This window comes from Kitasatospora sp. NPDC022856 (assembly GCF_055561235.1).
This window is the reverse complement of record NZ_JBVHHE010000021.1, coordinates 76,539-101,665: the sequence shown is the minus strand read 5'-3', so window position 1 is coordinate 101,665 and position 25,127 is coordinate 76,539. Positions and strand designations below refer to the sequence as shown.

21 protein-coding genes are annotated in these 25,127 nt (G+C 73.7%); 15 read left to right on the top strand and 6 right to left on the bottom strand.

The genetic code is table 11. The annotated features are described in order from the left end of the window. Positions 1-338 precede the first annotated feature (338 nt). The 3 genes from ACZ34W_RS25585 to ACZ34W_RS25575 all read left to right on the top strand — a co-directional run bounded on the left by ACZ34W_RS25585 (position 339) and on the right by ACZ34W_RS25575 (position 4,324). The gene (locus ACZ34W_RS25585) at positions 339-1,586 is read left to right on the top strand and encodes a cytochrome P450 (protein ID WP_465607388.1); all 1,248 of its coding nucleotides are present in this window, start codon (positions 339-341) and stop codon (positions 1,584-1,586) included. A gap of 100 nt (positions 1,587-1,686) precedes the next feature. Further along, the gene (locus tag ACZ34W_RS25580; protein WP_465607386.1) at positions 1,687-3,693 is read left to right on the top strand and encodes an ATP-binding protein; all 2,007 of its coding nucleotides are present in this window, start codon (positions 1,687-1,689) and stop codon (positions 3,691-3,693) included. A gap of 94 nt (positions 3,694-3,787) precedes the next feature. Beyond that, positions 3,788-4,324, top strand: a complete 537-nt coding sequence (locus ACZ34W_RS25575) for a GNAT family N-acetyltransferase (protein WP_465607384.1) — start codon at positions 3,788-3,790, stop codon at positions 4,322-4,324. 58 nt (positions 4,325-4,382) lie between these two features. Here the strand turns inward: ACZ34W_RS25575 and ACZ34W_RS25570 are convergent, their stop codons facing one another. After that, on the bottom strand, positions 4,383-5,600 hold the full coding sequence (locus ACZ34W_RS25570; protein ID WP_465607382.1) for a glycosyltransferase: 1,218 nt from the start codon (positions 5,598-5,600) through the stop codon (positions 4,383-4,385). Positions 5,601-5,747: 147 nt separating this feature from the next. On the opposite strand from ACZ34W_RS25570, the gene ACZ34W_RS25565 reads away from it, so the two are divergent. From ACZ34W_RS25565 to ACZ34W_RS25555, 3 genes are all read left to right on the top strand, one after another. Then, positions 5,748-6,896 carry a winged helix DNA-binding domain-containing protein gene (locus ACZ34W_RS25565; RefSeq protein ID WP_465607380.1) on the top strand — a complete coding sequence of 383 codons (1,149 nt, stop codon included), beginning with the start codon at positions 5,748-5,750 and terminating at the stop codon, positions 6,894-6,896. 655 nt (positions 6,897-7,551) lie between these two features. Next, the gene (locus ACZ34W_RS25560) at positions 7,552-9,678 is read left to right on the top strand and encodes a family 20 glycosylhydrolase (RefSeq protein ID WP_465607378.1); all 2,127 of its coding nucleotides are present in this window, start codon (positions 7,552-7,554) and stop codon (positions 9,676-9,678) included. A gap of 125 nt (positions 9,679-9,803) precedes the next feature. Continuing rightward, the gene (locus ACZ34W_RS25555; RefSeq protein ID WP_465607376.1) at positions 9,804-10,436 is read left to right on the top strand and encodes an AAA family ATPase; all 633 of its coding nucleotides are present in this window, start codon (positions 9,804-9,806) and stop codon (positions 10,434-10,436) included. Between the two features lie 7 nt (positions 10,437-10,443). On the opposite strand, the gene ACZ34W_RS25550 is transcribed toward ACZ34W_RS25555, so the two are convergent. Then, complete coding sequence (locus ACZ34W_RS25550) at positions 10,444-10,803, bottom strand: hypothetical protein (RefSeq protein WP_465607374.1); 360 nt, start codon at positions 10,801-10,803, stop codon at positions 10,444-10,446. Between ACZ34W_RS25550 and ACZ34W_RS25545 the strand changes: the two genes are divergently transcribed. The 4 genes from ACZ34W_RS25545 to ACZ34W_RS25530 all read left to right on the top strand — a co-directional run bounded on the left by ACZ34W_RS25545 (position 10,802) and on the right by ACZ34W_RS25530 (position 14,911). Continuing rightward, on the top strand, positions 10,802-11,497 hold the full coding sequence (locus ACZ34W_RS25545) for a DUF1062 domain-containing protein (RefSeq protein WP_465607372.1): 696 nt from the start codon (positions 10,802-10,804) through the stop codon (positions 11,495-11,497). The two genes, ACZ34W_RS25550 and ACZ34W_RS25545, sit on opposite strands and share 2 nt — an antisense overlap. Before the next feature lie 347 nt (positions 11,498-11,844). Then, the gene (locus ACZ34W_RS25540) at positions 11,845-12,288 is read left to right on the top strand and encodes a nitroreductase family deazaflavin-dependent oxidoreductase (protein ID WP_465607370.1); all 444 of its coding nucleotides are present in this window, start codon (positions 11,845-11,847) and stop codon (positions 12,286-12,288) included. A 176-nt stretch (positions 12,289-12,464) separates the two neighbouring features. Then, entirely contained in the window at positions 12,465-13,214 is a 750-nt protein-coding gene (locus ACZ34W_RS25535) for an ABC transporter ATP-binding protein (RefSeq protein WP_329485388.1), read from the top strand. After that, a complete protein-coding gene (locus ACZ34W_RS25530; RefSeq protein ID WP_465607368.1) occupies positions 13,211-14,911 on the top strand; it encodes a hypothetical protein in 1,701 nt (566 codons plus the stop codon). Before ACZ34W_RS25535 ends, ACZ34W_RS25530 begins: the two co-directional genes overlap by 4 nt. Positions 14,912-15,188: 277 nt before the next feature. On the opposite strand, the gene ACZ34W_RS25525 is transcribed toward ACZ34W_RS25530, so the two are convergent. Next, a complete protein-coding gene (locus ACZ34W_RS25525; protein WP_329485390.1) occupies positions 15,189-15,500 on the bottom strand; it encodes an NIPSNAP family protein in 312 nt (103 codons plus the stop codon). 510 nt (positions 15,501-16,010) lie between these two features. Between ACZ34W_RS25525 and ACZ34W_RS25520 the strand changes: the two genes are divergently transcribed. The 3 genes from ACZ34W_RS25520 to ACZ34W_RS25510 all read left to right on the top strand — a co-directional run bounded on the left by ACZ34W_RS25520 (position 16,011) and on the right by ACZ34W_RS25510 (position 19,731). Further along, positions 16,011-18,482 carry a PKD domain-containing protein gene (locus ACZ34W_RS25520; RefSeq protein ID WP_465607366.1) on the top strand — a complete coding sequence of 824 codons (2,472 nt, stop codon included), beginning with the start codon at positions 16,011-16,013 and terminating at the stop codon, positions 18,480-18,482. A 76-nt stretch (positions 18,483-18,558) separates the two neighbouring features. Beyond that, positions 18,559-18,765 (top strand): SbtR family transcriptional regulator, encoded by a 207-nt coding sequence (locus ACZ34W_RS25515; protein ID WP_465607364.1) that lies wholly within the window; start codon positions 18,559-18,561, stop codon positions 18,763-18,765. A gap of 243 nt (positions 18,766-19,008) precedes the next feature. Continuing rightward, positions 19,009-19,731 carry an aspartate/glutamate racemase family protein gene (locus ACZ34W_RS25510; RefSeq protein ID WP_465607362.1) on the top strand — a complete coding sequence of 241 codons (723 nt, stop codon included), beginning with the start codon at positions 19,009-19,011 and terminating at the stop codon, positions 19,729-19,731. Between the two features lie 262 nt (positions 19,732-19,993). On the opposite strand, the gene ACZ34W_RS25505 is transcribed toward ACZ34W_RS25510, so the two are convergent. Next, on the bottom strand, positions 19,994-21,478 hold the full coding sequence (locus tag ACZ34W_RS25505; protein ID WP_465607360.1) for a tyrosinase family protein: 1,485 nt from the start codon (positions 21,476-21,478) through the stop codon (positions 19,994-19,996). 169 nt (positions 21,479-21,647) lie between these two features. Between ACZ34W_RS25505 and ACZ34W_RS25500 the strand changes: the two genes are divergently transcribed. Next, positions 21,648-22,106: a hypothetical protein gene (locus ACZ34W_RS25500; RefSeq protein ID WP_465607358.1), complete on the top strand. Its 459-nt coding sequence runs from the start codon at positions 21,648-21,650 to the stop codon at positions 22,104-22,106. A 23-nt stretch (positions 22,107-22,129) separates the two neighbouring features. Here ACZ34W_RS25500 and ACZ34W_RS25495 read toward each other — a convergent pair whose 3' ends face one another. Continuing rightward, positions 22,130-22,771, bottom strand: coding sequence for a DUF5134 domain-containing protein (locus tag ACZ34W_RS25495; RefSeq protein WP_465607356.1), 642 nt, complete (start codon positions 22,769-22,771; stop codon positions 22,130-22,132). A 324-nt stretch (positions 22,772-23,095) separates the two neighbouring features. Between ACZ34W_RS25495 and ACZ34W_RS25490 the strand changes: the two genes are divergently transcribed. Then, positions 23,096-24,103, top strand: coding sequence for a PI-PLC domain-containing protein (locus ACZ34W_RS25490; protein WP_465607354.1), 1,008 nt, complete (start codon positions 23,096-23,098; stop codon positions 24,101-24,103). Between the two features lie 78 nt (positions 24,104-24,181). Here the strand turns inward: ACZ34W_RS25490 and ACZ34W_RS25485 are convergent, their stop codons facing one another. Further along, positions 24,182-24,985 (bottom strand): methyltransferase domain-containing protein, encoded by an 804-nt coding sequence (locus ACZ34W_RS25485; RefSeq protein WP_465607423.1) that lies wholly within the window; start codon positions 24,983-24,985, stop codon positions 24,182-24,184. Positions 24,986-25,127: the final 142 nt, after the last annotated feature.

The following is a 25,127-nucleotide window of genomic DNA, read 5'->3' as shown; positions in this document are numbered from 1 at the left end:
ACTGTGGGGCCGCCCTGACGTCGGATCACCTCCGCCGTCCCGAGGCAGGAACCGATACGACGTTGCCCAGAACGCGAGTTGCCGTCTCGGTCACGGCGCGGAGAGTCGAACTCGCCCGCCCGGACACGGTGCACGGATCCGCGTTCCGCCACCCACCCGCGGGCGGGGCACCTCGGCTTCTCGCCGTGCCCCGCGGCCCCAGTCGCCGGAGACCCCGCCGCCGCTCGGCCCCCGCCTGAGGGCGAAGTCGGCCGCTCACCCGCCACGTCACCGTCACCGAAGCCCCCGTCACCCGGCGCTCCTCGTGCGCCCGCGCTCTCCGAGAGGTCCGCCCCGCCATGGTCGACCCGCGCTTCAGCATCCTGTCCGAGGACTTCGCCGCCGCGCCCCAGCGGTACTTCGGGTGGCTGCGGGAGCACTCGCCGGTGCGCTACGAGCAGGCGGCCGACGGCTACTTCCTCTCGCGCCACCGGGACGTCCAACGGGTGCTGACCGACCACGAGGCGTTCACCACCGAGAATCTCCAGGTGCGGGCCGAGCCGGTGATGCGCGGGCCGGTCCTCGCCCAGATGACGGGGGCGGAGCACACGGCGAAGCGGAAGATCGTCGTCCGGAGCTTCACCGGGCCGGCGCTGGAGGAGCAGATACGAGCGATCCGCGCCAACGCCGCCGAGCTGGTCGCACCCCTGCTCCCCCTCGGGCGGATGGACCTCGTCAACGACTTCGGCAAGCCCTTCGCCGTCCGGGTGACGCTGGACGTCCTCGGGCTGGACAAGGAGGACTGGCGGCAGGTCGCCACCTGGCTCGGCGGGGTCGGCGAGTTCGTCACCGGCATCGCCCTCAGGGCCGAGCGCCGCGAGCAATGCGTCGCCCTCGCCCGGGAGTTGGAGGACTACCTCGTCCCGGTCGTCGAGCAGCGGCGCCGCCACCCCGGCGAGGACCTGATATCCGCACTGTGCACGGCCGAGTTCGACGGCATCGCCATGAGCGCCCGCGACGTCACCGCACTGATCATCAACGTGCTGCTGGCCGCCGTCGAACCGGCGGACAAGACCCTCGGCCTCCTCCTCAAGCACCTGATCGACCACCCCGAGCAGCTGGCCGAGGTCCGCCGGGACCGCGCCCTGCTGCCCGCCGCGATCGCCGAGACGCTGCGCTACACCCCGCCCGTCCAACTCGTCCCCCGGCAGGCCGCGCGGGACACCGAGTTCGCCGGCACCGTCGTCCCGGCCGGCGCCACCCTCTTCTGCATGATCGGCGCGGCCAATCGCGACCCCGCCGCCTTCACCGCTCCGGACACCTTCGACCTGCACCGTCCGGACCTGGGCACCGCCCGGTCCTTCACCGCCGCCGCCCAGCACCTGGCCTTCGGCAGCGGGCTCCACAGCTGCGTCGGCGCGGCCTTCGCCCGCGCCGAGATCGAGACCGTCGCCGCCCTGCTGCTCCCGTTGCTCGACCAGGTCCGCTACAGCCCCGGCTTCCGATACCGGGAGACCGGCCTCTACACCCGTGGCCCCACCGCCCTGCTGCTGGACTACACGCCCGTCCACGCCGACGCCGACCGGCTCGTCGGACTCGTCCCATGACGGGCACCGCGCCTCCGCGCCGCGCCGAGCACGCCCCCGTCACCACCACAGACGGTACGCACGCCACGGACCACCGCCACACGAGGAAAGAGGAGCCGACATGGCAACCGTCGGAGAGCGGCTGAGCAGCGCCCGGGTCCGGGCCTTCATCGGCCGCGACGAGGAACTCGACCACTTCGCGCGCGCCCTGGCCGGGGACCCGCAGGCGCCGTTCGCGTTCTACCTGTCCGGTCCGGGCGGCATCGGCAAGTCGACGCTGCTGCGCCGCCTGACGGACCACGCCCGCGCGGCGGGACGGCCCCTGCTGGAGCTGGACGGCCGCTTCGTCAGCCGGGACCCGGCCGACTTCGAACGCGTCGCCGCCTCCTTCCTGACCGTCCCCGGAACGGTGCTGTTCCTCGACTCGTTCGAGCACTGCCAGTGGCTGGAGAGCTGGCTGTGGCAGCGCTTCCTGCCCCGCGCCGCCGCCGACACCCTGGTGGTGCTGGCGGGCCGCCTCGCGCCCCAGCCGCAGTGGGCGGCCGATCCCGCCTGGGCCGGACTCCTCCACGTCAGCGAACTGGGGCAGTTCACCGAGGAACAGGCCCGGAGCCTGCTCACCACCGCGCAGGTCCTGCCCGAACTGCGGGAGCGGGTGCTCCGCTTCGCCGGCGGCAACCCGCTGGCGCTCTCCCTGGCGGCCGCGTCCGGCATGGCGGACTGGACGAGGGAGGAGGTCTGGGCGCCCTCGGCGGATGTCCTGCGCACCCTGCTGTCGGGCCTGATCGGCGAGGTGCCGACGGCGGCCCACCGCCGCGCGCTGGAGCTGGCCGCCCAGGCCTACTCGACCTCCGAGGAGCTGCTCGCCGCCGTCCTGCCCGAGGAGGACGCCCATCCGCTCTTCACCTGGCTGCGCGACCTGCCGTTCATGGAGTCCACCCACCGCGGGCTCCACCCGCACGACGCCGCCCGCGAGACGCTGGCCGCCGACCTCCGCTGGCGGGCCCCCAACGCCTTCGTGACGATGCGCCGGCGGCTGGCCGAGGAGTACCTGCGCGTCCTGCGGGAGGCGCCCGAGGAGCGGGTCTGGACCGTCACCGACGAGCTGTTCTACCTCTTCCGCGACGGAGAGATGGTCGCCCGCCTGCGCACCTTCTCCCGCGAGGACGAGGTGCACGACCGGCCCCTCCACCCGGACGACCTCGACACGGTGCTGCGGATGGCCGAGCAGACCGAGGGCCCGGCCTCCGCGGAGCTCGTCCGCTACTGGGCGCGGCGCCAGCCGCAGGCCTTCAGCGTCTACCGCCTGGTGAGCACCGGCCGCATCGTGGCCTTCACGGCCCGCCTCGCCCTGCCCGCCCCCGCCGACCCTGAGGACCTGGCCGCCGACCCGGTCGTGGCGGCCGCCTGGGAGTACGCCGAGTCCGCCGGGCCGGTCCGGCCCGGCGAGCACATCGGCGTCAGCCGCTTCTCGGTCTACCCCGAGCGGTACCAGGTGCCCTCGCGCGTCATCGACCTCAGCAGCTCCCGCGCCCAGGCGGAGTCCGCCCGCGCCCGCGGCCGCGCCTACGGCTTCGCCGTCTGGCGGGACGCCGAGACGTGGTCGGCGCGCGTCAGGGGCAGCCTCGCCGACACCGGCGCCCGGCCGCGGGTCGGCGAGCACACCTACGGCCTGTTCGCGGTCGACTGGCGCCAGGTGCCCGTCGAGACCTGGCTCCGCCACTTCATAGCGGCCACCGCCGTGCCCACCCGGGCCGGGCCGTCGGGCGTCTCGCGCGCCGCGTTCGACCAGGCCGTCCGCGATGCCCTGACGCACTGGCGCGACGCGGGCGCCTTCGCCGCCTGCGCGCTGCTCCGCACCCGCCTGGCGGCCGACTTCGGCGAGCCCGTCGAGGAGTTGCGCGCCCTGCTGCGCGGGAGCGTCGACGACCTCGCCCGCGATCCGCGCGGTGTCCGCGCCCGCGACGCCGTGACCGCGGGCTACTTCTCCGGTGCGCCCACCCAGGAGGCCGCCGCCCGCCGGCTCGGCCTCCCCTACGGCACCTACCGGCGCCACCTGCGGCAGGGGCTGGACCTGCTCAGTGAGGCGCTGTGGCGGCTGGAGCTGCACGGTCCCGGTCCCGAGTGAGGCGGCGCGAGCGTACGCGTGTGCCGCCCGTCCCCCTCCCGGCACCGGCAGAAAGCGGCTGGTCACGGGCGCCGGACTGTGGTTCCATGCCGCGATGAGGAGTGAGAGCGGGTCCGGCCCGGGCACCGCCCCGGGGGTGCGGTGTCGTGACGACCGTGACCTCGCCGCGTGCGTGCGGGTCCTGGCGGAGGTCCATGCGCGGGACGGCTACCCGGTGAACTGGCCCGAGGCGCCGACGTCATGGCTCACGCCGCCCGCGCTCATCGGCTCGTGGGTGGCGGAGCTGGACGGCCGGATCGCCGGCCATGTCGTCCTGTCCCGCAGCGGCGCGGGCGACGCGGCGCCGGGGCTCTGGAGCGCTCGGGCGGGGGTGGGCGTCGACGGGACGGCGGTGGTCAACCGGCTGTTCGTCGCCCCGTCCGCCCGTGGCCGCGGGATCGGCGCGCTGCTGGTGGCGCGGGCGGCCGAGGAGGCCCGGGCCCGCGCTCTGCACCCGGTGCTCGACGTGGTGGCGTCCGACACCGCCGCGGCCGCGCTCTACGAACGCCTCGGCTGGCGGCTGCTGGCCACCGTCGAACAGCGCTGGAGCCCGGAGCAGCTGGTCGCCGTCCGCTGCTACGCCGCCCCGTAGCGCGCGGCGACGGCGGACGCTCCGGCCAACCGCGAGGAGGCCAGGGTGAGTCCCGGTCTCACCGGCCGTACGCCGTGTCGATGTGGGCGAGCACCGGGGCGGCGCCGTCCTCCGTGGCGATCCGCCGGGCGAGTTCGGCCGCGCGGCTCCGGTGGACCGGCTCGGTCGTACAGGCCGTGATCGCGGCCCCGAGGGCTTCGGCGCTCAGCTCCTCGAACGGCAGCACCAGCGGGGCGACGCCCAGCCGGTGCAGCCGGTCCGCCCAGAAGGGCTGGTCGGCCATGACGGGGACCGGTACGGCCGGTACCCCGGCGCGCAGCCCGGCCCCGGTGGTACCCGCTCCGGCGTGGTGGACGACGGCGGCCGTACGGGGGAAGAGCCAGTCGTGCGGTACGTCGCCGATGGCGAGGACGTCGTCGCCACCGCCGCCGAGGTCGGCCCAGCCCGCCTGGACCACCGCGCGCACCCCCGCCCGCTTCACCGCCGCGGCCACCAGGTCGCTGAGCCGTTCCCCGTGACCCGGGGCCATGCTGCCGAACCCGATGAACACCGGTGGCGGCCCGGCCTGGAGGAAGTCGACCAGCTCGGCCGGGGGCCGCCAGCCGTCCGGCCGGGCGGGCCACCAGTAGCCCGGGACCTCGACCCGGGTCGGCCAGTCCGCCGGGCGCGGCAGCACGGAGGGGCTGAAGCCGGCGAAGACCGGGCGGCGGTCGGCCTCGGACGGTGCCGGTGCCGCTTCGGGCAGCCCGAGGCGGGACCGCAGCCGGGTCGCGGCGCCCGCGAAGAGCTGGTCCCGGCGCCGCACCACGTCGTGGCCCGCGGCCAGGTTGCCCTCCGGCCCCAGGCCGTCGGCGTCCGTCGCACCGGGCAGCGCGAACTCCCGGGTGGCGAACGCCGGTACGAGGTGGGTCTCGAGGACGGGCACACCGAGCGCCTCACCGGCCGTCTCGCTCAGCGGAGCCGGGGCGAAGGCGGTGAGCACCAGGTCGGTGCCGTCCGCCACGGCCCGCTCCACACCGTCGGCGAGCCCGTCCACGTACGCCCTCGTCAGCGCCCGGGCCTCCGCCCGCGACGCCGCCCGGGACCAGCCGCGGATCAGCTCCTCCGGGTCCCCCGGCAGCGGCCGGTACCCGAGGCCGCACCCGCCGACGAGTGCGGCGAAGGCCGGATGGGCCGCCACGGCGACCTCGTGTGCGGCGTCCAGCAGGCGTCGCCCCAGGCCCGTGAACGGTGCGACGTCGCCGCGCGACCCGGCGGTGATGATCAGAATCCGCATGCCGCGATTCTCCCCGACGGGCGCCGCCCCGTTCACCGTTCCCGGGAGCCCACCAGCCGCTCCGGGCGGGAGGCGGTACCGGCACCTCTCGTCGGCTGCCCCGGCCCGCGGGTTTCCCGGGGAGCGGCGAGCCGGGAGAATGCGGGCATGGTGATCACGGCGCGCGCCCTCAACCGCTCGACCCTCGCCCGGCAGTTGCTGCTGGCGCGGGAGCCGATCGACGCCGCCGACGCGGTGCGGCGGGTGGTCGCCCTCCAGGCGCAGGAGCCCGCCTCGCCCTACCTGGCACTGTGGAACCGGATCAGCGGATTCGACCCGGCCGGACTCGACAGCGCCGTGGCCGGGCTGCGGGTGGTGCGGTCGACGCTGATGCGGATCACGCTGCACCTGGTCCACCGCGAGGACTACCGGGCCTTCCGCGAGGCCGTGGAGCCGGCCCTGCGCGCCTCCAGGATCGGCGACGCGCGCTTCACGGCGTCCGGGCTGACCGCCGCCGACGCCGACGCCCTGCTTCCCGAGCTGCTGGACTTCGCCGACCGGCCGCGGACCGGCGCCGAGGCCCAGGCCTGGCTCGGCGAACGCCGCGGCACACCGGTCGAGCTCCCGGCGTGGCGGATGCTGCGGCAGTACGCGCCACTGTGGCACGTGCCCGCCGGCGGGCCCTGGTCGTTCACCCCCCGGCCGTCGTACGTCGCCGCCGCCACGCGGCCGGTGCTGACCGACCCGGATGCCGTCCTCGACAGCACGGGGCCGCTGATCCGCCGCTACCTGGAGGGCTTCGGCCCGGCCTCGGTGGCGGACATGGCGCAGTTCGCCATGATCCAACGGGCCCGCGCCAGAAAGGCCGTGCAGGCACTCCGCGACGAACTCGAAGAGCTGGAGGGCCCCGACGGCACGGTGCTGTTCGACCTCCCCGGCGCGCCCCGGCCGGACGAGGACACCCCGGCTCCGCCCAGGCTCCTGCCGATGTGGGACAGCACCCTGCTGGTCTACGCCGACCGCAGCCGGGTCCTCCCGGCCGCCTACCGCAAGCTGGTGATCCGGGTGAACGGGGACGTGCTGCCGACCCTGCTGGTCGACGGCCACGTCGCCGGCGTCTGGCGGAGCGTCGACGCGGGGATCGAGGCCACCGCCTTCCACCCCCTCCCGGAGGAGGTCTGGGAGGCGCTGGCCGCGGAGGCCGGTGCGCTGTTCGCCTTCCTCGCCGACCGCGACCCGCGGGTCTACCGGCGCTACGACCACTGGTGGGTCAAGGGCCTGCCCGCCGCCGAGACCCGTCTGCTCACACCGGCCTGATGCCGTCTGATCCATCTATCGATATTGAGCGCATGATCCGTCACAGAGGAGGCCGGAACCCTGCGCCCCCGCGACGCGCTCGCGGGGGCGGGGGCGGCGGGGATCCCGCACGGTTTCGACGTCGGCGGGGCGCGGAGGCGTACCGTACATCCGACAGGCCACGGTGATGACGTGGGGGGACGACGCTGCTCGCCGAACCGGCGGGCCACGGTTGTGACGCCGGAACGGCGCAGCTCCCCGAGTCGGCGGGCCGGTACCGATCGGCCGCGGTTCCGAGGGCGCCCCGGGGGCTCCGACGGCCCTCGCGGCAGCGCCGCCCACGAACGACAAGCTACGACCGCGTAGGCCTTGACACCTTTTGACCTCCCTGACACCTTCATGGTTAAAGCTGCTCACAAGGCACTCTGTCCAATCATCCAGAAGCAGATTCGGCGCGCTCTTGCGTCACGTGCCCGATGCCGCCGCCCCGCCGAGCGGCACCCGGCGCGGCAGGAGATCCGGCGCCCCGCCCACCGGCGCAGCGCCGGGGGGACGCCTCGGTGGCCCGACACCAGCTGCCGAGCCCCGAGTCACCGCCCCCGCCGACACACCACACGCGCCTCCCCGACCGTCCACCCGGTGTTCGGTCCCGTGCCTTCTTGCCCGAGGAGTCAACATGCGCAGGTCGCACCGACGAGGCAGACGCCTCGTCGCACTCGCCACAGCCGTCGTCACCCTCCCGCTCACGGCCACGCTCTCCCAGGCCGCCGCCGCTCCTCCCACCACCAACCCCGCCCCCTACGCCCTGGTACCGCAGCCGGTCTCGCAGCAGGCAGTGGCGGGCGCCGGGTTCACCCTCACCCCGCAGACCCGCATCGCCGTCCTCTCCCGGGACTCGGCGGCGGTGGGAGTCGGCACCTACCTCGCCCAGCTGCTGGCCCCCGCCACGGGCTACAACCTCGCGGTGGTCAAGGACGACCGGGCGCCGAAGAACGCGATCGTGCTCGATCCCGACGGCCCCAAGAGCCTGGGGGACGAGGGCTACACCCTCACCTCCGACGAGCGCGGTGTCGTCGTCAGGGCGCACGGCGCCCAGGGCCTGTTCCGCGGCGTGCAGACGCTCCGGCAGCTGCTCCCCGCCGCGGTCGAGTCCCCCACCAGGCAGTCCCGTGCGTGGACGGTGTCACCCGCGAAGATCTCCGACTCGCCCCGCTACGAGTACCGCGGCGTGATGCTGGACGTCGCCCGCCGCTTCTACCCCGTCGCCCAGGTCAAGCGCTACATCGACGAGGCGGCCGCGTACAAGATCAACACCCTCCACCTGCACCTGACGGACGACCAGGGGTGGCGCATCGCCATCGACGGCATGCCGGAGCTGACCTCGATCGGCGCCAGTACGCAGAGCGGCTTCACCGGCGGCAGCGACTGGTACTACTCGGCAGCGGACTACAAGGAGATCGTCTCCTACGCCACGTCCCGCTTCATGACCGTGGTGCCCGAGATCGACGGACCCGGCCACACGGAAGCCGCCCTCGCGTCGGTACCGGGCCTGAACTGCGATGACAAGGCGAAGGCCCCCTACTCGGGCTTCGACGTCGGCATCAGCCTCTACTGTCTGGAGGACGCGGCCCACATCGGAAACACCAGGCGCTTCCTGGCGAAGGTCATCAAGGAGGTCGCCAAGCTCACGCCCGGCCCCTACATCCACCTCGGCGGCGACGAGACCCCGGACGCGTCCCCGGAGGAGTACGCCGCCTACGTCAAGGCGGCCACCTCGGCCACCACCGGCCGCGACAAGACCGTGATGGGCTGGCACCAGCTCGGCCAGTCCAGCGTCCCCGCCAACAGCCTCCTGCAGTACTGGGGTGAGGACGAGGACCGGGAGAGCATCGGCACCGCCGAGGAGACCAAGAGCATCCGCGAGGTCCGCCAGGGGGTCGCGCAGGGCGCCAAGTTCGTGATGTCCCCGTCCGACCACGCCTACCTGGACATGAAGTACGAGGTCGCCACCCCGTACGGCCTGAGCTGGTCCGGCTACGTGTCGGTGCAGCGCGCCTACGAGTGGGACCCGACGACCAGCACCGCCAAGCCCGACGGCACCGGCTCGGTCGTCCCGGCCAAGAGGATCGCCGGCGTCGAGGCCGCCCTCTGGGCCGACCGTGCCTACGAGGGCAGTAACGGCCTGCCGACCCCGGACACCCGCTGGCCCGCACCGCAGGACTACGCCGACTACATGAGCTTCCCCCGCCTCCCCGCGCTCGCGGAGGTCGGCTGGAGCCCCCGATCCGCCCATGACTGGAACAGCTTCCGCCAGCGCCTGGCCCAGCAGGGCCCCCGCTGGACCGCCGCCGGGATCGGCTACTACGCCGCCCACGGCATCCCCTGGCCCGGCGTCGTGAAGACGGTGCCGGGCGCGCACAGCGTCGAGACCGGGGGCAAGGCGCTCGACAACCCCGGCGGCTCCACCACCGACGGCACCGCACCGGTGCTGTGGTCGCCGAACCGCGGCCCCAACCAGACCTGGACCTTCGCCCCCCAGCCCGACGGCTCCTACACCATGACCAACAAGTCGTCCGGCAAGTGCGCCGAGGCGACCGGCGCCGCCGGCGGCGCCGTCGTCCAGCGGGCCTGCGACAACCAGACCGGTCAGCGCTGGAAGATCACCCCCGGCGACAACGACCAGTACACCATCGCCTCCGCCGCCACCGGCCTGCTCGTCACCGCCGCCTCGGCCGCCAACGGCGCCAAGGTGACCCAGCAGCCCGACACCGGCTCCGCCCTGCAGCACTGGTCCATCGACTGACCGACCCCGCCCCGGACCACCGCCCGCCGCCGCTCCCGACTCCCCGACCGGAGCGGGGGCGGGCGGTGCCCGTTCCCTGACCGCCGCGCTCCCCGCTGCCGCGTCGGGCGCAGTAGGGTCGGCGCATGCTCCTGTGGATCAACGGCCCCTTCGGCGGGGGCAAGACGCAGACCGCGCACGAGATCCGGCGGCGGCTGGCGGGCAGCGTCATCTGCGACCCCGAGCACGTGGGTTTCGGCCTGCACCGGATGATGCCGCCCTCGCTGCGCGGGGACTTCCAGGACCTTCCCGCCTGGCGGCAGGGAGTGTTCGAGGTGCTGGACCGTGCTCTGACCGAGCACGACGGCGTGGTGATCGCGCCGATGACGGTCGTGGAACCGGCGTACCTCCGCGAGACCGTCGGTCGGCTGCGGGAGCGCGGCCACGACGTTCGGCACTTCGCGTTGCTGGCGGAGCGGGCGACGGTGCTGCGACGGCTGCGCGAGCGCGGCTTCGGGCACGTCGTGCAGTTCGTCGCCGGGAAGGACGCCGCTCCGCGCCGGGAGAGTTTCGCCCTGTCGAAACTCGACGTGTGCCTGGAGCGCCTGCGCCAGGACGAGTTCGCCGAGCACCTGTGGACCGACCGCCTCACCGTCGCTCAGGTCGCCGAGCACATCGCCGCCGCCTCCGGGCTGACGCTCGCCCCGAACACCGACAGCGCGCTCCGCGGACGCCTTCGGCGGACGTGGACGGGTGTGAAGCACATCCGGTTCGACTGAGCCGCCGCTACCTCCTCCCCCGGTTCCACTGCACGCCGCCCGGACTGCCGCGACGTCCGAAGCCCCGTGCGCTGCCGGCGATCTGACGCCCCACCCGCACCCGCACCTGTCTCCGGCCCAGGCCCAGGCCCAGGCCCAGGCCGACGGAAAACGGCTTGCCTTCGAGCGGTGACCTCGACAGGATCGCCCGCATGGACCTGTAACGGCTGCCACGTAGCGAGAACCACCCTGTCGCGCGATCGATCTCGGAGCCTGATGGCTCGGCCCCGAGGCGATCAGTCGCGCCCGCGTGTGCATCCGTCAGATCCAGGAGCCGCAGCACCGCCTGCGAGAGCTCCTGCCGAGTCCTGAAAGCAATCACCTCCATGCATACCGACCGCAAGGCCCTGTGGGCCGTGCGCCAGTCCGCCCTGCCCACCATCGTGCGCGAGTGCCCGGACTGCTCCAGCACGCGTCACCGTCCGTCGGGCAAGATCCGCGTCAACGCGAACGGCAAGCTCCTCGACGTCTGGCTCCTCCTGAGCTGCGCGGGGTGCGACCGGACGTCCAAGGTGCCCGTCCACGAGCGCGTCCACGTCTCGTCGCTGGAGCCCGCCCGCCGGGTGGCGTACGAGACCAATGATCCCGCCGTGGTGCGGGAGTTGACGATCAGTGCGGCACTCGCCGCGAAGACCGGATACCGCCTCGACTGGACCGGCACCTGGGGCCTGGAGACCCGCACGCCCCTCTACGCGCTCGACGACCCGACCCCGCTCAGGGTGCTGGTCACCTTCGAGCTGCCCGCGCCGATCCGCGTCGAGCGGCTCCTCGCGCTCGGGCTCGGGCTGAGCCGCGCGCGGATCCGGCGCATGCTCGGGGACGGGCGCATCCACCTGCCGCCGGCCCTGGGCGCCAAGGCGCTTCAGGACTTCGAACTCACGATCCAGCGTCCCGGCTCCGTCGACCTGGCGAAGCCCGCGACGCTCCTCGGCCCCCCTGCGCCGACCGGCGCGCGCACCGCTCCGCACCCTCTCGGATCGCTCGACACGGCGCGGCAGCTGTCGCGGTCGGCGGGGGCGTAGGAGAGAAGCGGTGGGGCCTCCCTTCGAGTCGTCGGGAGGCCCCACCGCCGCGGCACCCGACCGGGCGCCACCGTTGCCTCCCCGCAGCACCGCGGCCGGTCCCGCTCCGAGGCTGATGGCGCGGCGTGAGCTCGCGCCGCACCGTGCGGGGCCGGGCGGGGCGGGGCAGGTTCCCCGGTCCCCCGCGGCACCCCTGGGTCGCCCCGTCGCTGTGCCCCGTCGCTGTGCCCCGTCGCTGTGCCCCCGCAGGTTCTCCCGGACCAGTGGCCCGGGGCGACCGTGCCCGGAGGCGTCGGCAGTCGTTGTCGAAACTGTCGACCCATTCCACACGAAGGCAGGCGGACACCGTGACCGACATCGACTGGGACCACCCCAAGGACCCCGCGCCGGGCACCTGGCAGCTGGACCACGTCAAGCAGTACGTGGGCTCGAACGGCGCCGAGGGGCAGCACTGGAAGGGCACCCAGACCCTCCTGCTGACCACCGTCGGCCGGGTCTCCGGGCAGGCCGTCCGCACTCCGCTCATCTACGGCGAGGACGGCGGCCGCTACCTCGTCGTCGCCTCCAAGGGCGGGGCCGACGACGCGCCCCTGTGGTACCGGAACCTCACTGCCGACCCCCGGGTCCGTATCCAGGTCGGCCCGACGATCGTCCAGGGCACCGCGCGCACCGCCACCGCCGCGGAGCGGGCCGCCTTCTGGCCGGTCATGGTGGGCCACTGGCCCGCGTACGACGAGTACCAGGCCAGGACCGACCGCGAGATCCCGATCGTGGTCATCGACCCCGCCTGACCGGCGCGCGTGGGCGCACCGCGGGCGGGCGGGTGGCCCCCGGTGCGCTCCACGCCCACCGCGGGCCGAACCGGGCGCGACGTCCGCACCGGCTCCGGGCCGGCGCCACCCTCACCCGGGTGGCCGCCGGTGGATCGGTACTGTGGCCGGACACCCCGTCGAGAGGCGCCCTCCCCATGGCCAAGAACGCCGCCGAACCACGTGCCGCGGCTCGCAAGCCCCTGCTGCAGCTGACCGGCGTCAGCCGCTCGTACGGCGAGCGGGAGGTGCTGCACCCCGTGAGCCTGTCGCTGGCCGCCGGAGAGTGCGTGGCACTGCTCGGCCACAACGGATCGGGCAAGTCGACCCTGCTCAGGGTCGCGGCCGGACGCGACGCCCCCAGCAAGGGCACCGTGGTCTTCGACGGCATCCCGATGGACGAGAACGACCCCCGGGTCCGGGCCCGGGTGGCGGTGGTCGGCGACACCGTCGCCTGCTACCCCGACCTGACCGTCCGCGAGCACCTGCTCCTGGTCGCGGTCGCGCACGGGGTCGCCGACGCGCCCGACTGGGTCTCCCAGGTACTGACCGACCGGATGCTCACGGCACGGGCCGACGCGCTGCCCTCGGCCCTCTCCTCCGGACAGATGCAGGCCCTGCTGCTGGCGTGCGCGCTGGTGCGACCGCGCGACCTGCTGCTGCTGGACGAGCCCGAGCAGCGGCTCGACCCGGACGCCCGCCGACACCTCGCCGACCTGCTCAGGGCGGAGCTGGCCGACGGCGTCGCGGTGCTCCTGGTCACCCACCACACCGACCTCGCCCTGGACGTGGCCGACCGGGTGGTGGTGCTGGAGGACGGCAAGATCCTGAAGCAGGGCGCGACCCGCAAGGTCCTGGCAGCGGATCTCGCGGCCCGCACCGCCGCCGGCTCGGCGGGTGCCCGGTGACCACGACCCACCCGGAGGCCGACCGCGACCTCGCCGTCGAGGCCTGGACGGACGACGACGACTGGACCGACGAGACGCTCGCCCTGCTCCGCGCCCTGCGGGCCCCCCACCGGCGCAACCGTGCCAAGTCGGTCGGCTTCGCGGTCTACTGCGTGGTCCTCATCCTGATCATCTGGGGCGGCGTGCCCAGCCTCGGCCTGTTCCTCCAGGCCTCCATGGGCGCCGACTACACCGGCCACGGCGGCGATCTGCTCGCCGCCATGCCCGCCGGGATCACCGCGATCGGGCTGCTCACCTTCGTCCTGCTGGTCCGGGACGGCCTGTGGCGCGGCCCGGTAGTGCCGCCCCGGGCGGCGACCGACTGGCTGCTGATCCACCCCGTCCGGCCCCGCCCGGTGCTCCGTCCGTGGTTCTGGCTGTCCTGCGCCGTGGCCGCCTTCCCCGGCCTGGTGGCGGCGGTCGGCGGCATGGTCGCGCTCGGGCTGACCGTTCGGGTCGGCCTGCCGGCCGCACTCGGCTGGTGCCTGCTCGGGGGGCTCTGCGTACCGCTGCTGGCCACCTGCGCCGCGCTGGTCGTGGAGCGCAGCGACCGCGCCGCCCGCTGGGTGCGCCGGCTCACTCCGTACCTGACCGTGCTGATCATCGCGCTGGCCGGCCAGAGCGCGCTGGCCGTCGCCGGACACCCGGTGCACTGGCTGGAGCTGGTCGAACTGTGGTCGGGGCCGTGGGGCTGGGCCGCGATCGCCGCCGTGGCGCCGACGCCGGCCGCCGTGGCGGGCGGCTGGGTGGCCGCCGCACTGCTGTTGCTGTCGACCGTCGCCGCCCTGGCGCTCGCCGACCGGGCCGCCGCGACGGTGCCACTGGCCCGGCTGCGGGAGCGGGCCAGGACGGCCGCCGGGGTGCTGGCCGCGCTCCGCACGGTCGAGCTGCGCAGCGCACGACTGGCCGTGAACAGCGCCAACGGCAGCGACCGGCAGCGCAGGCTCCGGCTGCCGGCGCCCCGGCGGGCGTGGCAGGTCGTGCCGTGGCGGGACACCCTCGCCCTGCTGCGCTCGCCCGCCCGGCTGGGTCGCGCGGTGGTGCTGGCGGTGCCCGCGCTGCTCTGCGCCGTCCTCGCGCACGGCGCCACCGGTGGGCTGTCCTGGCTGACCACCGCCGCCGCCCTGGTGTTCGGCTACCTGGCCGTGGCACAGCTGCTGGAGCCGGCCCGGATCGAGACGGACGACGTCCGGCGGGCCTCCTGGTCGCCCTATCCGTTCGCCGCCCTGATGCTGCGCCACGCGATCGTCCCGACCGTGGCGGGGCTCCTGCTGGGGCTGGCCTGCGCCGGGGCGCTGCTGGCCGCGGGCAGCGGCCCGGCCGCCTGGCTCGCCCCGGCCGCCGCGCCGGCACTGGTCGCCGCGGGGCTGGTGAACGCCTGCCGCGGGATGCTGCGCAAGGACCTGATGCTGTCCCCGGCCCAGGGCGCGGGCGGCGGGACGGGCCCGCTGCTGTTCGCCGCCTGGTACGCGGCCGGGCCTGCCGTGGCGGTGGCGGTGCTGACGCCGATGTTCTCCACCGCCCTGCGCGGCGGGACGGTCGTCCCGGTCGGCAAGGCCGCCCTGATGGCGGTGGTGGTCGCCGTCCTGCTCCTGCGCTGGGCGCAGGCCAGGGCGACGAAGATGAGCAAGGCCCGCCCGGGGACGAGCGCTCCCTAGCCCCGTCCGTACGTCGCGGGTCGTCGCTCCGGACACGTCGGCGCACCACCACCCGGGCCGCTCGCCCTCATGACCACCGAGCCGCCGCCCACCGAGCCCGCGCCCCACCCTTGGGGCGGTGCAGAGCGCCTGCGTGACGACGCCGCCCTGCACCGAAGCCGACCCGGGCCGGGCCGGGCACATCGCGCTCGTCAACGAGCCGGACGTGAAGTCGGTCCGCCGGTCTGCCCCGATCGCCCTGGCGTCCGGGGCAGCCGGTTCAAACCCCTTCCCCGGCCTAGGAGGTGACGTCCAGCGGGCGCAGGAAACGGCGCTCGTACCGCTTGATGCAGCCGGTGCTCCGGGCCAGTTCGAAGGCCGCCTGGCACTCCGGGTCGGTCATGCTGTCCGTGCGGTACCGCTCGTACGCGGCGAAGCCGGGAAAGGAGAAGAGGGCGTAGGCGATGTCGCTGTCTCCCTCGCTCGGCAGGAAGTAGCCGTGGTGCGTCCCGCCGAACCGGTTGACGAGCCCGACCCAGCGGCGACCGTACTCCTCGAAGTCCGCCAGCTTGTCGGCGTCGATCTCGTACTTCAGATGAATGGTGATCATGCCCCCATGAAAGCGGCCGCGCGGACCCGAACGCAACGGGCGGCGATGTCCTCGACCAGATCGAAGCGCCCCCACGAGCTGGAGGTGCCGGCCGCCGCCCGGGGGGCCGGGGGCCCTGAATCGGCCGACGACTCGGCCCGTCCGATCGTCCCCTGTCCTCCAGCGGGAAGAGGTGGGTGGTTCGGCGATCACGGTGCAGTGGATCAGGACGTCATGGACGAAGGCATCCCGGGGCGGTGAGGCCGCGTGTTCCTGTCGGCACCGCCCGTCCTCGTCGACGAGTGCGGGCCGCTGCGCTAGCGTCACCGCGTCGCTCCCCCGTCTGACCTGCGGCGCAGCCGGTGCGACCGGGTGACGGCGGGCGGCGCGGGGGCTCCGTAGTCGAGGCACCCGCGTGCGGTGTTGTCACAGGCCTCTTGGATAATGATCGTCTCGCCGTCGGCACGAATCGAACACACTCTCCATCGAAACCGACGCGCAAGCGAGACATCACTCCCAAGGAGACCCACTGTGCCCATCCGACGCCGCGTCGGCCTGGCCGTCGCCGTCGCGAGTTCCGCGGTCGCCGGCGCCGTACTGCCGCCGCTCGCCCACGCCGACTCCGCCGACTCCGGCGTGCTCTACGTCGACAACGCCTCCCACGCCAACTGCTCGGACACCGGCGCGGGCACGAGCGCACAGCCGTACTGCACCATCCAGGCCGCCGCCGACGCCGCGCAGCCTGGTCAGACCGTCCGGATCGCGCCGGGCCGCGGCGGCTACGAGGAGCAGGTCACGGTCAGGCGGTCCGGGCTGCCCGGCAAGCCGATCACGTTCAGCGGTGAGCTGGTCCACCTGTCCGGGACCGTCCCGGTCGGCGTGCGGTCCTGGACCGCCGGTACGCAGCCCGCTCCGCACGGCTTCGTCCTCGCCGGTGTGCACGACGTCACGGTGACCGGTCTGGCGATCGGAGGCCCGCAGGAGGGCGTGCTCGTCCAGGACTCCGAGCGGATCGTGCTGGACCGCAACAGCGTGGCCGCCGGCAACCCCGTCTCCAACGGCGTCCGCGCGTACCCGAACGCGGCCCCGGGTGTGCGCATCGTCGGCCGGAGCACGGCCGTCACGCTGAGCCGCAACGTCATCAGTGACGTGGGCACGGCCGGTGTGGCCGTCGACGCCGGCGTCACCGGGACGGTCATCACCACCAACCAGGTGACCAACAACCCGGCGGAGGGCGTGCTGGTCACCGATGCCCCGGGCACGGTGGTGGTGAGCAACACCTTCGCGCAGAACTGCGGGAGCGACCTGTCGCTGGCCGGGAACTCCTCGGGCGCGACGGTCGAGAACAACATCATCTCCAAGCTCCCGGCCTTCTCCTGTGCGAACGGCCTGCAGTCGCCGTACGCCAACCTGACGGTGTCGGCGGGTTCGACCGCCGGCACCAAGGCCGACTACAACGTCGTGGCGCCCGCCATCGGCGGGTCCGGGTACTCCTGGGGCGGCGCGACCTACGCGAACCCGTACGCGTTCAAGACCACCGGCCAGGGCGTGCACGACTACGGCGCCGACCCCCAGCTCGGGTACCGCGCCAGTGGTTTCGGCGTCGTGCAGTACGCGCCGGTCGCCGCCCAGGGCGTGACGGACGCGGCCGACGAGTCCGCGCCCGGCATGCTGGACAGCGATGTCTATGGCCGGCCGCGGGCCGACCACCCGAAGATCGCCGACACCGGAACCGGAACCGGCTTCGTCGACCGTGGCGCGGTCGAGCTCCAGGACACCATGTCCGCCTCGGTCTGGACGACGCCTTACGCCCGCGCCGGGCACCCGCTGCAGGCCCGGATCGGCTACGCCTACACGGGGGGCTGGGCCCCGGCCGGCGCTCGCCTGGACTTCGGCGACGGCAGCCAGCCGGTGTGGGCGGACCCCGGAACCGTCGAGATCGACCACGACTACCCGACCGCCGGTCCCTACACGGTGACGCTCACCGCCACCAGTGAGACCGGCTTGACCCGTACCTCGGTCAGCACGGTGAACATCGCTCCGGCCGGCCCCATCTCGGCCCGCCTGTCGGTCGCCCAGGACGACGACACCGTCGCCCGGATCAAGGTCACGGACAAGAGCGACGGCCCCTGGCCGGTGAGCCGCTACACGGTGGACTTCGGCGACGGATCCGCCCCCGTGGTGAGCGACGGCTCGGCTCCGCCGAACGGCCTGACGCACGACTACGCCGTCTCCGGCACCTACACGGTGACCGAGACCGTCACCGACGACCACGGCCGCTCCGCCGGCGCGTCGGTGCAGCAGTACGTCCACGGTCCCCTGGCGGGCGTGCCGTTCACCGGCAGCTTCGCCGGCCCCAGCACCCACCTCGGCCTCTTCGACAACGGGCGCTGGGCGCTGTCCACCCAGAAGTCGTCGGCCCAGGCCGGCACGATCTGGACGTTCGGCAGCCCGGGCGACGTCCCCGTGGTCGGCGCGTGGGACAACGCCTGCCGGTGCCGGCTGGGCATCTACCGCCCGAGCACCGGCACCTTCGCCCTGAAGCACAACGACGGCTCGGTCTCCGCAGTGCAGTTCGGTGACCCGGGCGACATCCCGGCCGTCGGCGCGTGGGACCGCAACGGGCACGACCAGCTGGGCATCTACCGCCCGAGCATCGGCACGCTGGCCGTCCGGCACGACGACGGCTCGGTGACCACGATGCCCTTCGGCGACGCCGGGGACCTCCCCGTGGTGGGCGACTGGGACGGCGTGGGCCACGCCCAGTTCGGGCTGTTCCGCCCCGGTCGGAACCCGGGCGACCCGAACCTGTTCGTCCTGCGTCACGACGACGGCAGCGTGTCGACCGCCACCTACGGCGTCAAGGGCGACCTCCCCGTGGTCGGCGACTGGCTGGGCAAGGGCCGGACGACGTTCGGTGTGTTCGGTCCGAGCACCCGTCTCTTCACCCTGAGCAACGCGTATGCGGGCCAGGCCGACGTGAGCTTCACGATCTACGGGTGACCTACGGCTGAACCGGACTCCGGTGAGCCGGAGTTCGACAGCCCGAGGTCGACAGCCCGGGGTTCGACGGCCCGGGGTGCGAGGTTCTCGCGCCCCGGGGGCCCAACTGGCCGGCCTGCTGACCGGAGCGCAGCAGGCCGGCGCGGTCCGCCCGGAGCTGCGCCTGCCGGAGCTGATCGCCTTGATCGCCGGCACCAGTACGACGATGGAACTCCTCGGAACCGAACCGGCGGCCCAGCAGCGGATCTTCGAAGTGGTCTTCGACGGCCTGCGGGCCCGCTGACCGGCACCGCATCGGACATTGCGGGTTACTGACGCTACGTCAGGACCATTCATCGGCAGACCGGATCGGCCGAACTCGGCCCTCCAGCGGCAGGCGTCACGATGTCCTCCGCCTCCTTTGCGTCGGAGGCTTCACGACAGCCAAGGAAAGCTTATACATATGCGTCTGTCATGCTGCATTCCTTATGACTAGGCATCGCGCGGCTGCCGCGATGCCGCTCGGAGTCGAGGTGAGGATGTGGCGATGCGGACGATCGGCCTGATCGGTGGGATGAGCTGGGAGTCGACGGCGGAGTACTACCGGTTGTTGAACGAGTTCACGCGCGAGCGCCTCGGCGGACTCCACTCGGCGCGGTGCGTGATCTACTCGGTGGACTTCGCGGAGATCGAGCGGTTGCAGGTGCAGGGCCGTTGGACGGAGGCCGGCGAGATCCTGGCCGCGGCCGCCCGGGCGCTTGAGGCGGCCGGCGCGGACATGGTGCTGATCTGCACCAACACCATGCACAAGGTCGCGGACCGGGTAGAGGCGGCGGTCTCCATCCCGCTGCTGCACCTGGCCGACGCCACCGCGACGGCCGTGCGGGCGTCGGGCCTGCGCCGGGTCGGTCTCCTGGGCACCGCGTTCACCATGGAGCAGGACTTCTACCGGGGCCGGCTCGAAGCCGGCGGACTCGATGTGCGCGTCCCGGACGCCGACGGGCGCGCGATCGTCCACCACGTCATCTACCAGGAGCTCTGCCTGGGCGTCGTGCGGGAGGAGTCACGCGCCGCCTACCGGAAGGTCATTACGGACCTGGTCGCCGACGGTGCGGAGGGGATCATTCTCGGCTGTACCGAGATCGAGCTCCTCATCGGTTCCGAGGACAGCCCCGTCCCGGTCTTCCCCACCGCGCGACTCCACGCGGCGGCCGCCGTGCACGCAGCGCTGTCCGACACCCGGCACGAGGGACCCACCGCATCCCGCTGACCACCGCCGAGACCGAGTGCGGAGATCGCGGGCGGGATTTCCCCCGCGCAAAGACGAGCGAACGAACGACCTACGAGAGGCGGGACCTTCCAACACCCCTACGCGGAAGAGACGTTCGCCGCCGACGTGGCGCGGGCCCGGGCGGCGGCCGACAAGTGCCGGGCGAAGGCGGGGGACGTGCTCGCGCAACTCGCGCAGCTTGCCGCGTCAGCACGATCCACGCTCCGAGGCGGACTCGCCGAGGCTCCCGGGACGGGGGCGATCAGATGCTGGTGAGGCTGACGCTCTCGAAGCTGGGCTGCGGGATGTTCGTCGCCGGCTGCGGGATGGACGGCACGATCGAGACGGTGAGCGGACCGTCCGGCATCAGCCCCTGGTCCGTGAGGCGTTGGACCTGCTCGGTGACGTCGTAGCTGGCGTCGTGCCCGCCGGCGCCGGCCATGCCGAAGAAGGAGATCCAGCCGACGAAGTAGGGGCCCTCCGGGTCGAGGTCGCCGCCGGGGCCGTTGAGGAAGACGTGGAACGGCGTCCCGGGCGGGATCTCGGTGTACACGTCGTGCACGGTGAGGATGAGGTTGGTCTGCGGCTCGTCGCGGGCGGCGAGCGAGCGCATGGCCCCCTCGACGCCACTCGGTTCCAGGGACACCGTGGTCGCCGCCCGGACGTCGAGCGGCTGCCGGGGGTTGGCGACGGAGGCCGCCAGGACCCGCTCGCCCGCCCGTGGGGCCTGGACCGGCGGCAGGATCACCGGCCGGGTGCCCGACCCGTCGGTCAGCGACTCGTACGCGTAGTCGCGCGCGTCGTCCATGACCACCTTGCTGGTGGGCCGTTCCTCCTGTCCGTTCCCGTCGAAGAAGATGAACGCGTGGTCCAGCCAGGACGTGTGGTCCGGGTTCTGGTTGCCCTTGTCCAGCCAGCCCGACCAGAGCCGGTCGAGGTTGGCGTGGTGCAGCCAGAAGATCGGATCGCGGGCGGAGCCCTCCACCCGGCCCATCCAGCCGCCGACGCCACCGTGGACCTGGTTGTGCGGGACGTTCTCCAGCTCGCCGAAGCCGGGCTGGAAGTGGGGCATGACGGTGTAGCTGACCTCGCTGCCGAAGGTCGGCTGGACCGGCGTCCGGCTCTTCGTGGCAGCGAAGATCGTCTCGCTCATCGCCCTGAAGGGGTTGAGGTCCACGTAGGGGAGGACCTGACGGGCGGTGTTCTTGTCCTTGGCGCGATGCGGGGCGGCCCAGAACTCCGCCTCGGTCGTCGGTTCCAGGTCGTCCCGGAGGCAGAGCGGGTTGTCGACGGTCAGGGTGGTGCCGCCCGGGCGGTCCGGCATCTTCGGGCTGCGGAACGCCGCCGGGAGCGCGCGCGAGGTGAAGGTCGAGGGCGGGGTGGCGGAGGGCGCGTCCAGCGCGTAGTCCCAGTACGGCAGGGCCCAGGTCGTGGAGGGGTCGGGGGTGATGTGCTCCTCGGCGGCGATCTCCTTGATGGCCGCCCGGATGATCCGCTCGAAGTACCAGAGGTAGCCCCGGTGCCACGGCAGGAAGAACCAGCCTCCGTGCGGACACTGGCTGAAGGCTTCGTGCGTCTGCGTGACGGTGGGCGGGATGCCGTGGATGCACCCCTGGAAGACCCAGCTCGTCGGGTCGGTGGCGGGCCGCTGCTGCATCCTTCCGACGGCGCGGGCGTACCAGTACAGCACCGGATCCCACTCGGCCATCTTGCTGGCGTCTCTTCGTATGAACGTTCCGTTCGACATGTCACTCCTAGGATGGGCCGGACGCCCTGGCCGGGCGCCCCGGATTCCCGGGGCGGCGGCGGCCGCCCCGTGGTGCTTCGTCCACAAGCCTTCGAGGAGGTGAACCGGGCCCGCTGTCCGGACGAGCGGCGGCGGGCGGGGCAGGGCGCCCGAAGGGCCCCGGAACGAGGTGCCCGATCCGCCTCACCCGTCCAGGAGGGACGCCAGGAACATCAGCGCTCTGGCCGGCACGTACACCTACCGGAGCTTCCTCGAACGGCCCGATCCCGTCGACGACTTCAATGCCCTGCGGTTCGCCCAGGCGACGCTGCGGCTCACGGCCGACGCGGACGGCGCCCTCCACGGTGAACCGATCCTCTCGGATCCGGGGGAGGAACCGGCTTTGATCACGGATATGGTCGGCCGGGCGGAGGACTCGCCCCGCCTCCCGTTCACGTTGAGCGGCCGGGGCCGACCGCCCGTCGCGGGCCTCCACTACGAGTACGACGGCGTCGTCCTGCGCCACTGGGAGACCGGGACCGACCAGCGGATGGCCCTGGCCGGGGCGGCGCTGCGGGCGGAGCCGCACTCGGGTGGCCCCGCCGGGCAGACCGCGAGCTCCCTGGCGGTACGCCGCTGCGGTGCGTGACCCGGTCACCGGACGGCCCGCCGTCAACTCATGCCGAGCAGCATGTAGGCCATGCCGATCGACATCACCGTGCGCCGCGCGGCGACCAGGTCGGGTGAGGTCAGGGCGGCCGGTCCGTGGACGCGGGCCGGCCGCCCTGCCGGTCGTTCCCCCCGCGGGCGGCCCACGGCGGCCGGGCGCGGCAGGAGCGTGCCCGCGCCGCGGACCGCGTGGACCAGGAAGTAGGCGACCAGCGCCAGCAGGGCCCACTCCGGCACCGCGGCATGGCCGCCCCCGTGGCCGCCACCGGTGTGGCCGGCGCCCGCGTGGCGCTGCGCCGGTGCCATCAGCAGCACCAGGGCGGCCATCACCGCCGCGCTGAGGATGTGGTGCGGATAGTGACGCAGGGCGCCGGTCGGGGCCGAGCGGTGGTGACGGCCCATCCGCCCCGCCAGCAGGAGCGCCGGCCAGGCCGCGGCCGCGGCGAGCAGGGCGGCCCACAGGACTCGCGGCAGCGGGTCCGCCGCCGGTGCCACCATGGCGACCATGGCGAGGGCCGTCACGAACTCGATCGGCTCCAGCCGGCGGTCCGGACAGCCGCGCCCCGCGACGGCGAGGGCGCAGTGGACCGCGCACCAGCCGGTCAGGGCGATCAGCAGGGCGGTGGCGATCACGGGCTCTTGCACGGGAGACCCCCGTTCCATGGCCGTACCCCTCATCTCCACGGTAGGCCGCGGTGCGGCACGGCGCACGGGGAGGCCGGACCGCCCGGCCGGCGGTCACCTCCGGCCCCCCGACCGCGGGAACAGGGAGTGACCGGGGCGGCGGCGCGGCAGAACTGACGGAGCGCCACCCGCCGCCCGGCGTATCGCGCACGACGCGGCCGCCCCCTCGGAGCCAGTCGATACCCGCACAGCAAGTCCGTGCACGAAGTTGGCCGAGAATGCACTCCCCCTTCATTGTCGTGCACGGGACAATTGGGCCGGATCCCGCACAGAAAGGACCTACCGATGAAGCTGTCCGTCCGCCGCTCCCTCCGCGCCACGGCCGCGGCCCTGGCCGCGCTGCTCGCGCTGGCCGCACCCGCCCTCGCGGCCCCCGCCACGACCGCCGCTCCGGCCGCCCCCGCGGCCTCGTCCGCCGACCAGCGCCAGGCCATCTACGCCATCGCGCACCGGGTCGACACCCTGGACGGCGTGGACGCCGCGCTCAACCACGGCGCCAACGCGATCGAGATCGACGTCTGCGCGTGGTGGAACCCGAACGAATGGCGTGCCTACCACGACTGCTCCTCGGCCGGTGAGAACCGACTGGGCCCCAGCTTCGACAGCATGATCGACCGCATCCTCTCCAACGCCAACGCGGGACGCCGGCTCGCCCTGGTCTGGCTGGACATCAAGGACCCGAACTACTGCGGGGAGCAGCCGAACCGCACGTGCAGCGTCGCCGGGCTGCGTGACAAGGCGCAGCGGCTGACGGCCGCCGGGATCCAGGTGCTCTACGGCTTCTTCGAGTACCACGGCGGCAGCACCCCGGACGTCGGCGGCCGGGGCTGGCAGAGCCTGGCGGGCAGGCTCGGCCCGCTGGAGGGCATCACCTCGACCGGGACCCGCGACCAGGTCCAGGGCGCCTTCAACCGGTCCGGCAACGGGTTCCCGGCCGGGCACCGGGCGATGGACTACGGCGACTCCGACATCACCAAGGGGTTCGGCAACTGCACGGAACCCACCTACAACACCTGCGCGGAGCTGAAGAAGGGCGCCGGTGACCGGGCCGCCGGGCGGCTCGCGGCCACGCTGTCCTGGACGACCACGTACAACGACCCGTGGTACGTCGACAAGCTCCTCGGCGACGCCCGCGTGGACGGCATCATCGCCGGCTACGGCGCCTTCACCGGGGTGCGCGAGTACGACAACAGCTGGCAGTGCGCCAACGCCGTCAACCTGATCCGTGACTGGGTGAACCGCCACAGCGGCACCCACCGGATGGCCAACGCCGGCGACCGCCTCTTCCGGTAGCGGGACCGTCGCGGCCGGGAGCCCCCGGTCCGGTGACCGGCGCCGCCCGTGGACCGGTCCGACAGCCGTCGGACGGGACTACGGGCGGCGTCCCCATGCGGAGATCATCGGAGCGGTGGCGAGGTCGAGCCGCCCGGTGGCGACGTTCGCCAGGTGCCGGTCGATCTCCTCGTCGGTGGCGAGCCCGTGCTCGACCAGACGGTGGCGGATCTGCCGCACCGTCGCGTCCTCCAGTACGGCGCACGCCGGTGAGGTGATCGGGAAGTACGCGTCGGCCCGCACGTCCTCCAGGCCGGCTTCGCGCAGCACCCTGGGCAGGGTCCGCCCGTAGGCGAGGTCCGCGCCGCGCGCCGCCATCAGGGTGCGAAACCCCGTGCGCAAGCGGTTGGCGAGCCGCTGTTCGGGGCCGGACTCGTCCGGGCAGAGCAGCGGCTGCAACGCGGGGTCGGCGTCCTCCAGGAGCAGCCGGCCACCGGGGCGCAGCGCGCTGACCATCCTGCGCAGGGCCTCGGCGCGGTCGGCGACGTGCACCAGGACCAGCCGGGCGTGCACCAGGTCGAAGCCGCCGGGCGGCGGTGGATCGGCCGCCACGTCGTGGACCAGCACCTCGATCGCGCCGCCGGCGATGTCCCTGGTCCAGCCGACGTCGAGGTCGGTGGCGACCACCGCACCGGTCGGGCCGACGCGTTCGGCCAGACCGAGGGGGACGGAGGGTCCGCCGGCGCCGACCTCCCAGCACCGCATGCCGGCGCCGATGCCGATCCGGTCGACGTGCCGGAACGTCACCGGGTCGAACAGCTCGGCGAGGGCGCCGAAGCGAACGCCCGCCTCGGCCTGCTTGTTGTCCAGCAGGTAGCCGTGGTCGGTGCCGTGCTCACTCATGGGGCGATTGTGGCACCTGCGCCTGTACCCGCGCCCGCACCGGCACCGGCTCCGCGCACCGGCCTCCGGCCGGGAGGCCGGTGGGTTCGCCGGTGGAGTGCGCCGCGATCGGTGCGGCCGCTCCGGCGGCCCGGTCCGTCCC

What these genes read in the sequence shown, in the direction of transcription:
- ACZ34W_RS25585 (WP_465607388.1), top strand. Translation starts at nt 339, where the DNA reads ATGGTCGACCCGCGCTTCAGCATCCTGTCCGAGGACTTCGCCGCCGCG.
- ACZ34W_RS25580 (WP_465607386.1), top strand. Translation starts at nt 1,687, where the DNA reads ATGGCAACCGTCGGAGAGCGGCTGAGCAGCGCCCGGGTCCGGGCCTTC.
- ACZ34W_RS25575 (WP_465607384.1), top strand. Translation starts at nt 3,788, where the DNA reads ATGAGGAGTGAGAGCGGGTCCGGCCCGGGCACCGCCCCGGGGGTGCGG.
- ACZ34W_RS25570 (WP_465607382.1), bottom strand. Translation starts at nt 5,600, where the DNA reads ATGCGGATTCTGATCATCACCGCCGGGTCGCGCGGCGACGTCGCACCG.
- ACZ34W_RS25565 (WP_465607380.1), top strand. Translation starts at nt 5,748, where the DNA reads ATGGTGATCACGGCGCGCGCCCTCAACCGCTCGACCCTCGCCCGGCAG.
- ACZ34W_RS25560 (WP_465607378.1), top strand. Translation starts at nt 7,552, where the DNA reads ATGCGCAGGTCGCACCGACGAGGCAGACGCCTCGTCGCACTCGCCACA.
- ACZ34W_RS25555 (WP_465607376.1), top strand. Translation starts at nt 9,804, where the DNA reads ATGCTCCTGTGGATCAACGGCCCCTTCGGCGGGGGCAAGACGCAGACC.
- ACZ34W_RS25545 (WP_465607372.1), top strand. Translation starts at nt 10,802, where the DNA reads ATGCATACCGACCGCAAGGCCCTGTGGGCCGTGCGCCAGTCCGCCCTG.
- ACZ34W_RS25550 (WP_465607374.1), bottom strand. Translation starts at nt 10,803, where the DNA reads ATGGAGGTGATTGCTTTCAGGACTCGGCAGGAGCTCTCGCAGGCGGTG.
- ACZ34W_RS25535 (WP_329485388.1), top strand. Translation starts at nt 12,465, where the DNA reads ATGGCCAAGAACGCCGCCGAACCACGTGCCGCGGCTCGCAAGCCCCTG.
- ACZ34W_RS25525 (WP_329485390.1), bottom strand. Translation starts at nt 15,500, where the DNA reads ATGATCACCATTCATCTGAAGTACGAGATCGACGCCGACAAGCTGGCG.
- ACZ34W_RS25510 (WP_465607362.1), top strand. Translation starts at nt 19,009, where the DNA reads ATGCGGACGATCGGCCTGATCGGTGGGATGAGCTGGGAGTCGACGGCG.
- ACZ34W_RS25505 (WP_465607360.1), bottom strand. Translation starts at nt 21,478, where the DNA reads ATGTCGAACGGAACGTTCATACGAAGAGACGCCAGCAAGATGGCCGAG.
- ACZ34W_RS25490 (WP_465607354.1), top strand. Translation starts at nt 23,096, where the DNA reads ATGAAGCTGTCCGTCCGCCGCTCCCTCCGCGCCACGGCCGCGGCCCTG.
- ACZ34W_RS25485 (WP_465607423.1), bottom strand. Translation starts at nt 24,985, where the DNA reads ATGAGTGAGCACGGCACCGACCACGGCTACCTGCTGGACAACAAGCAG.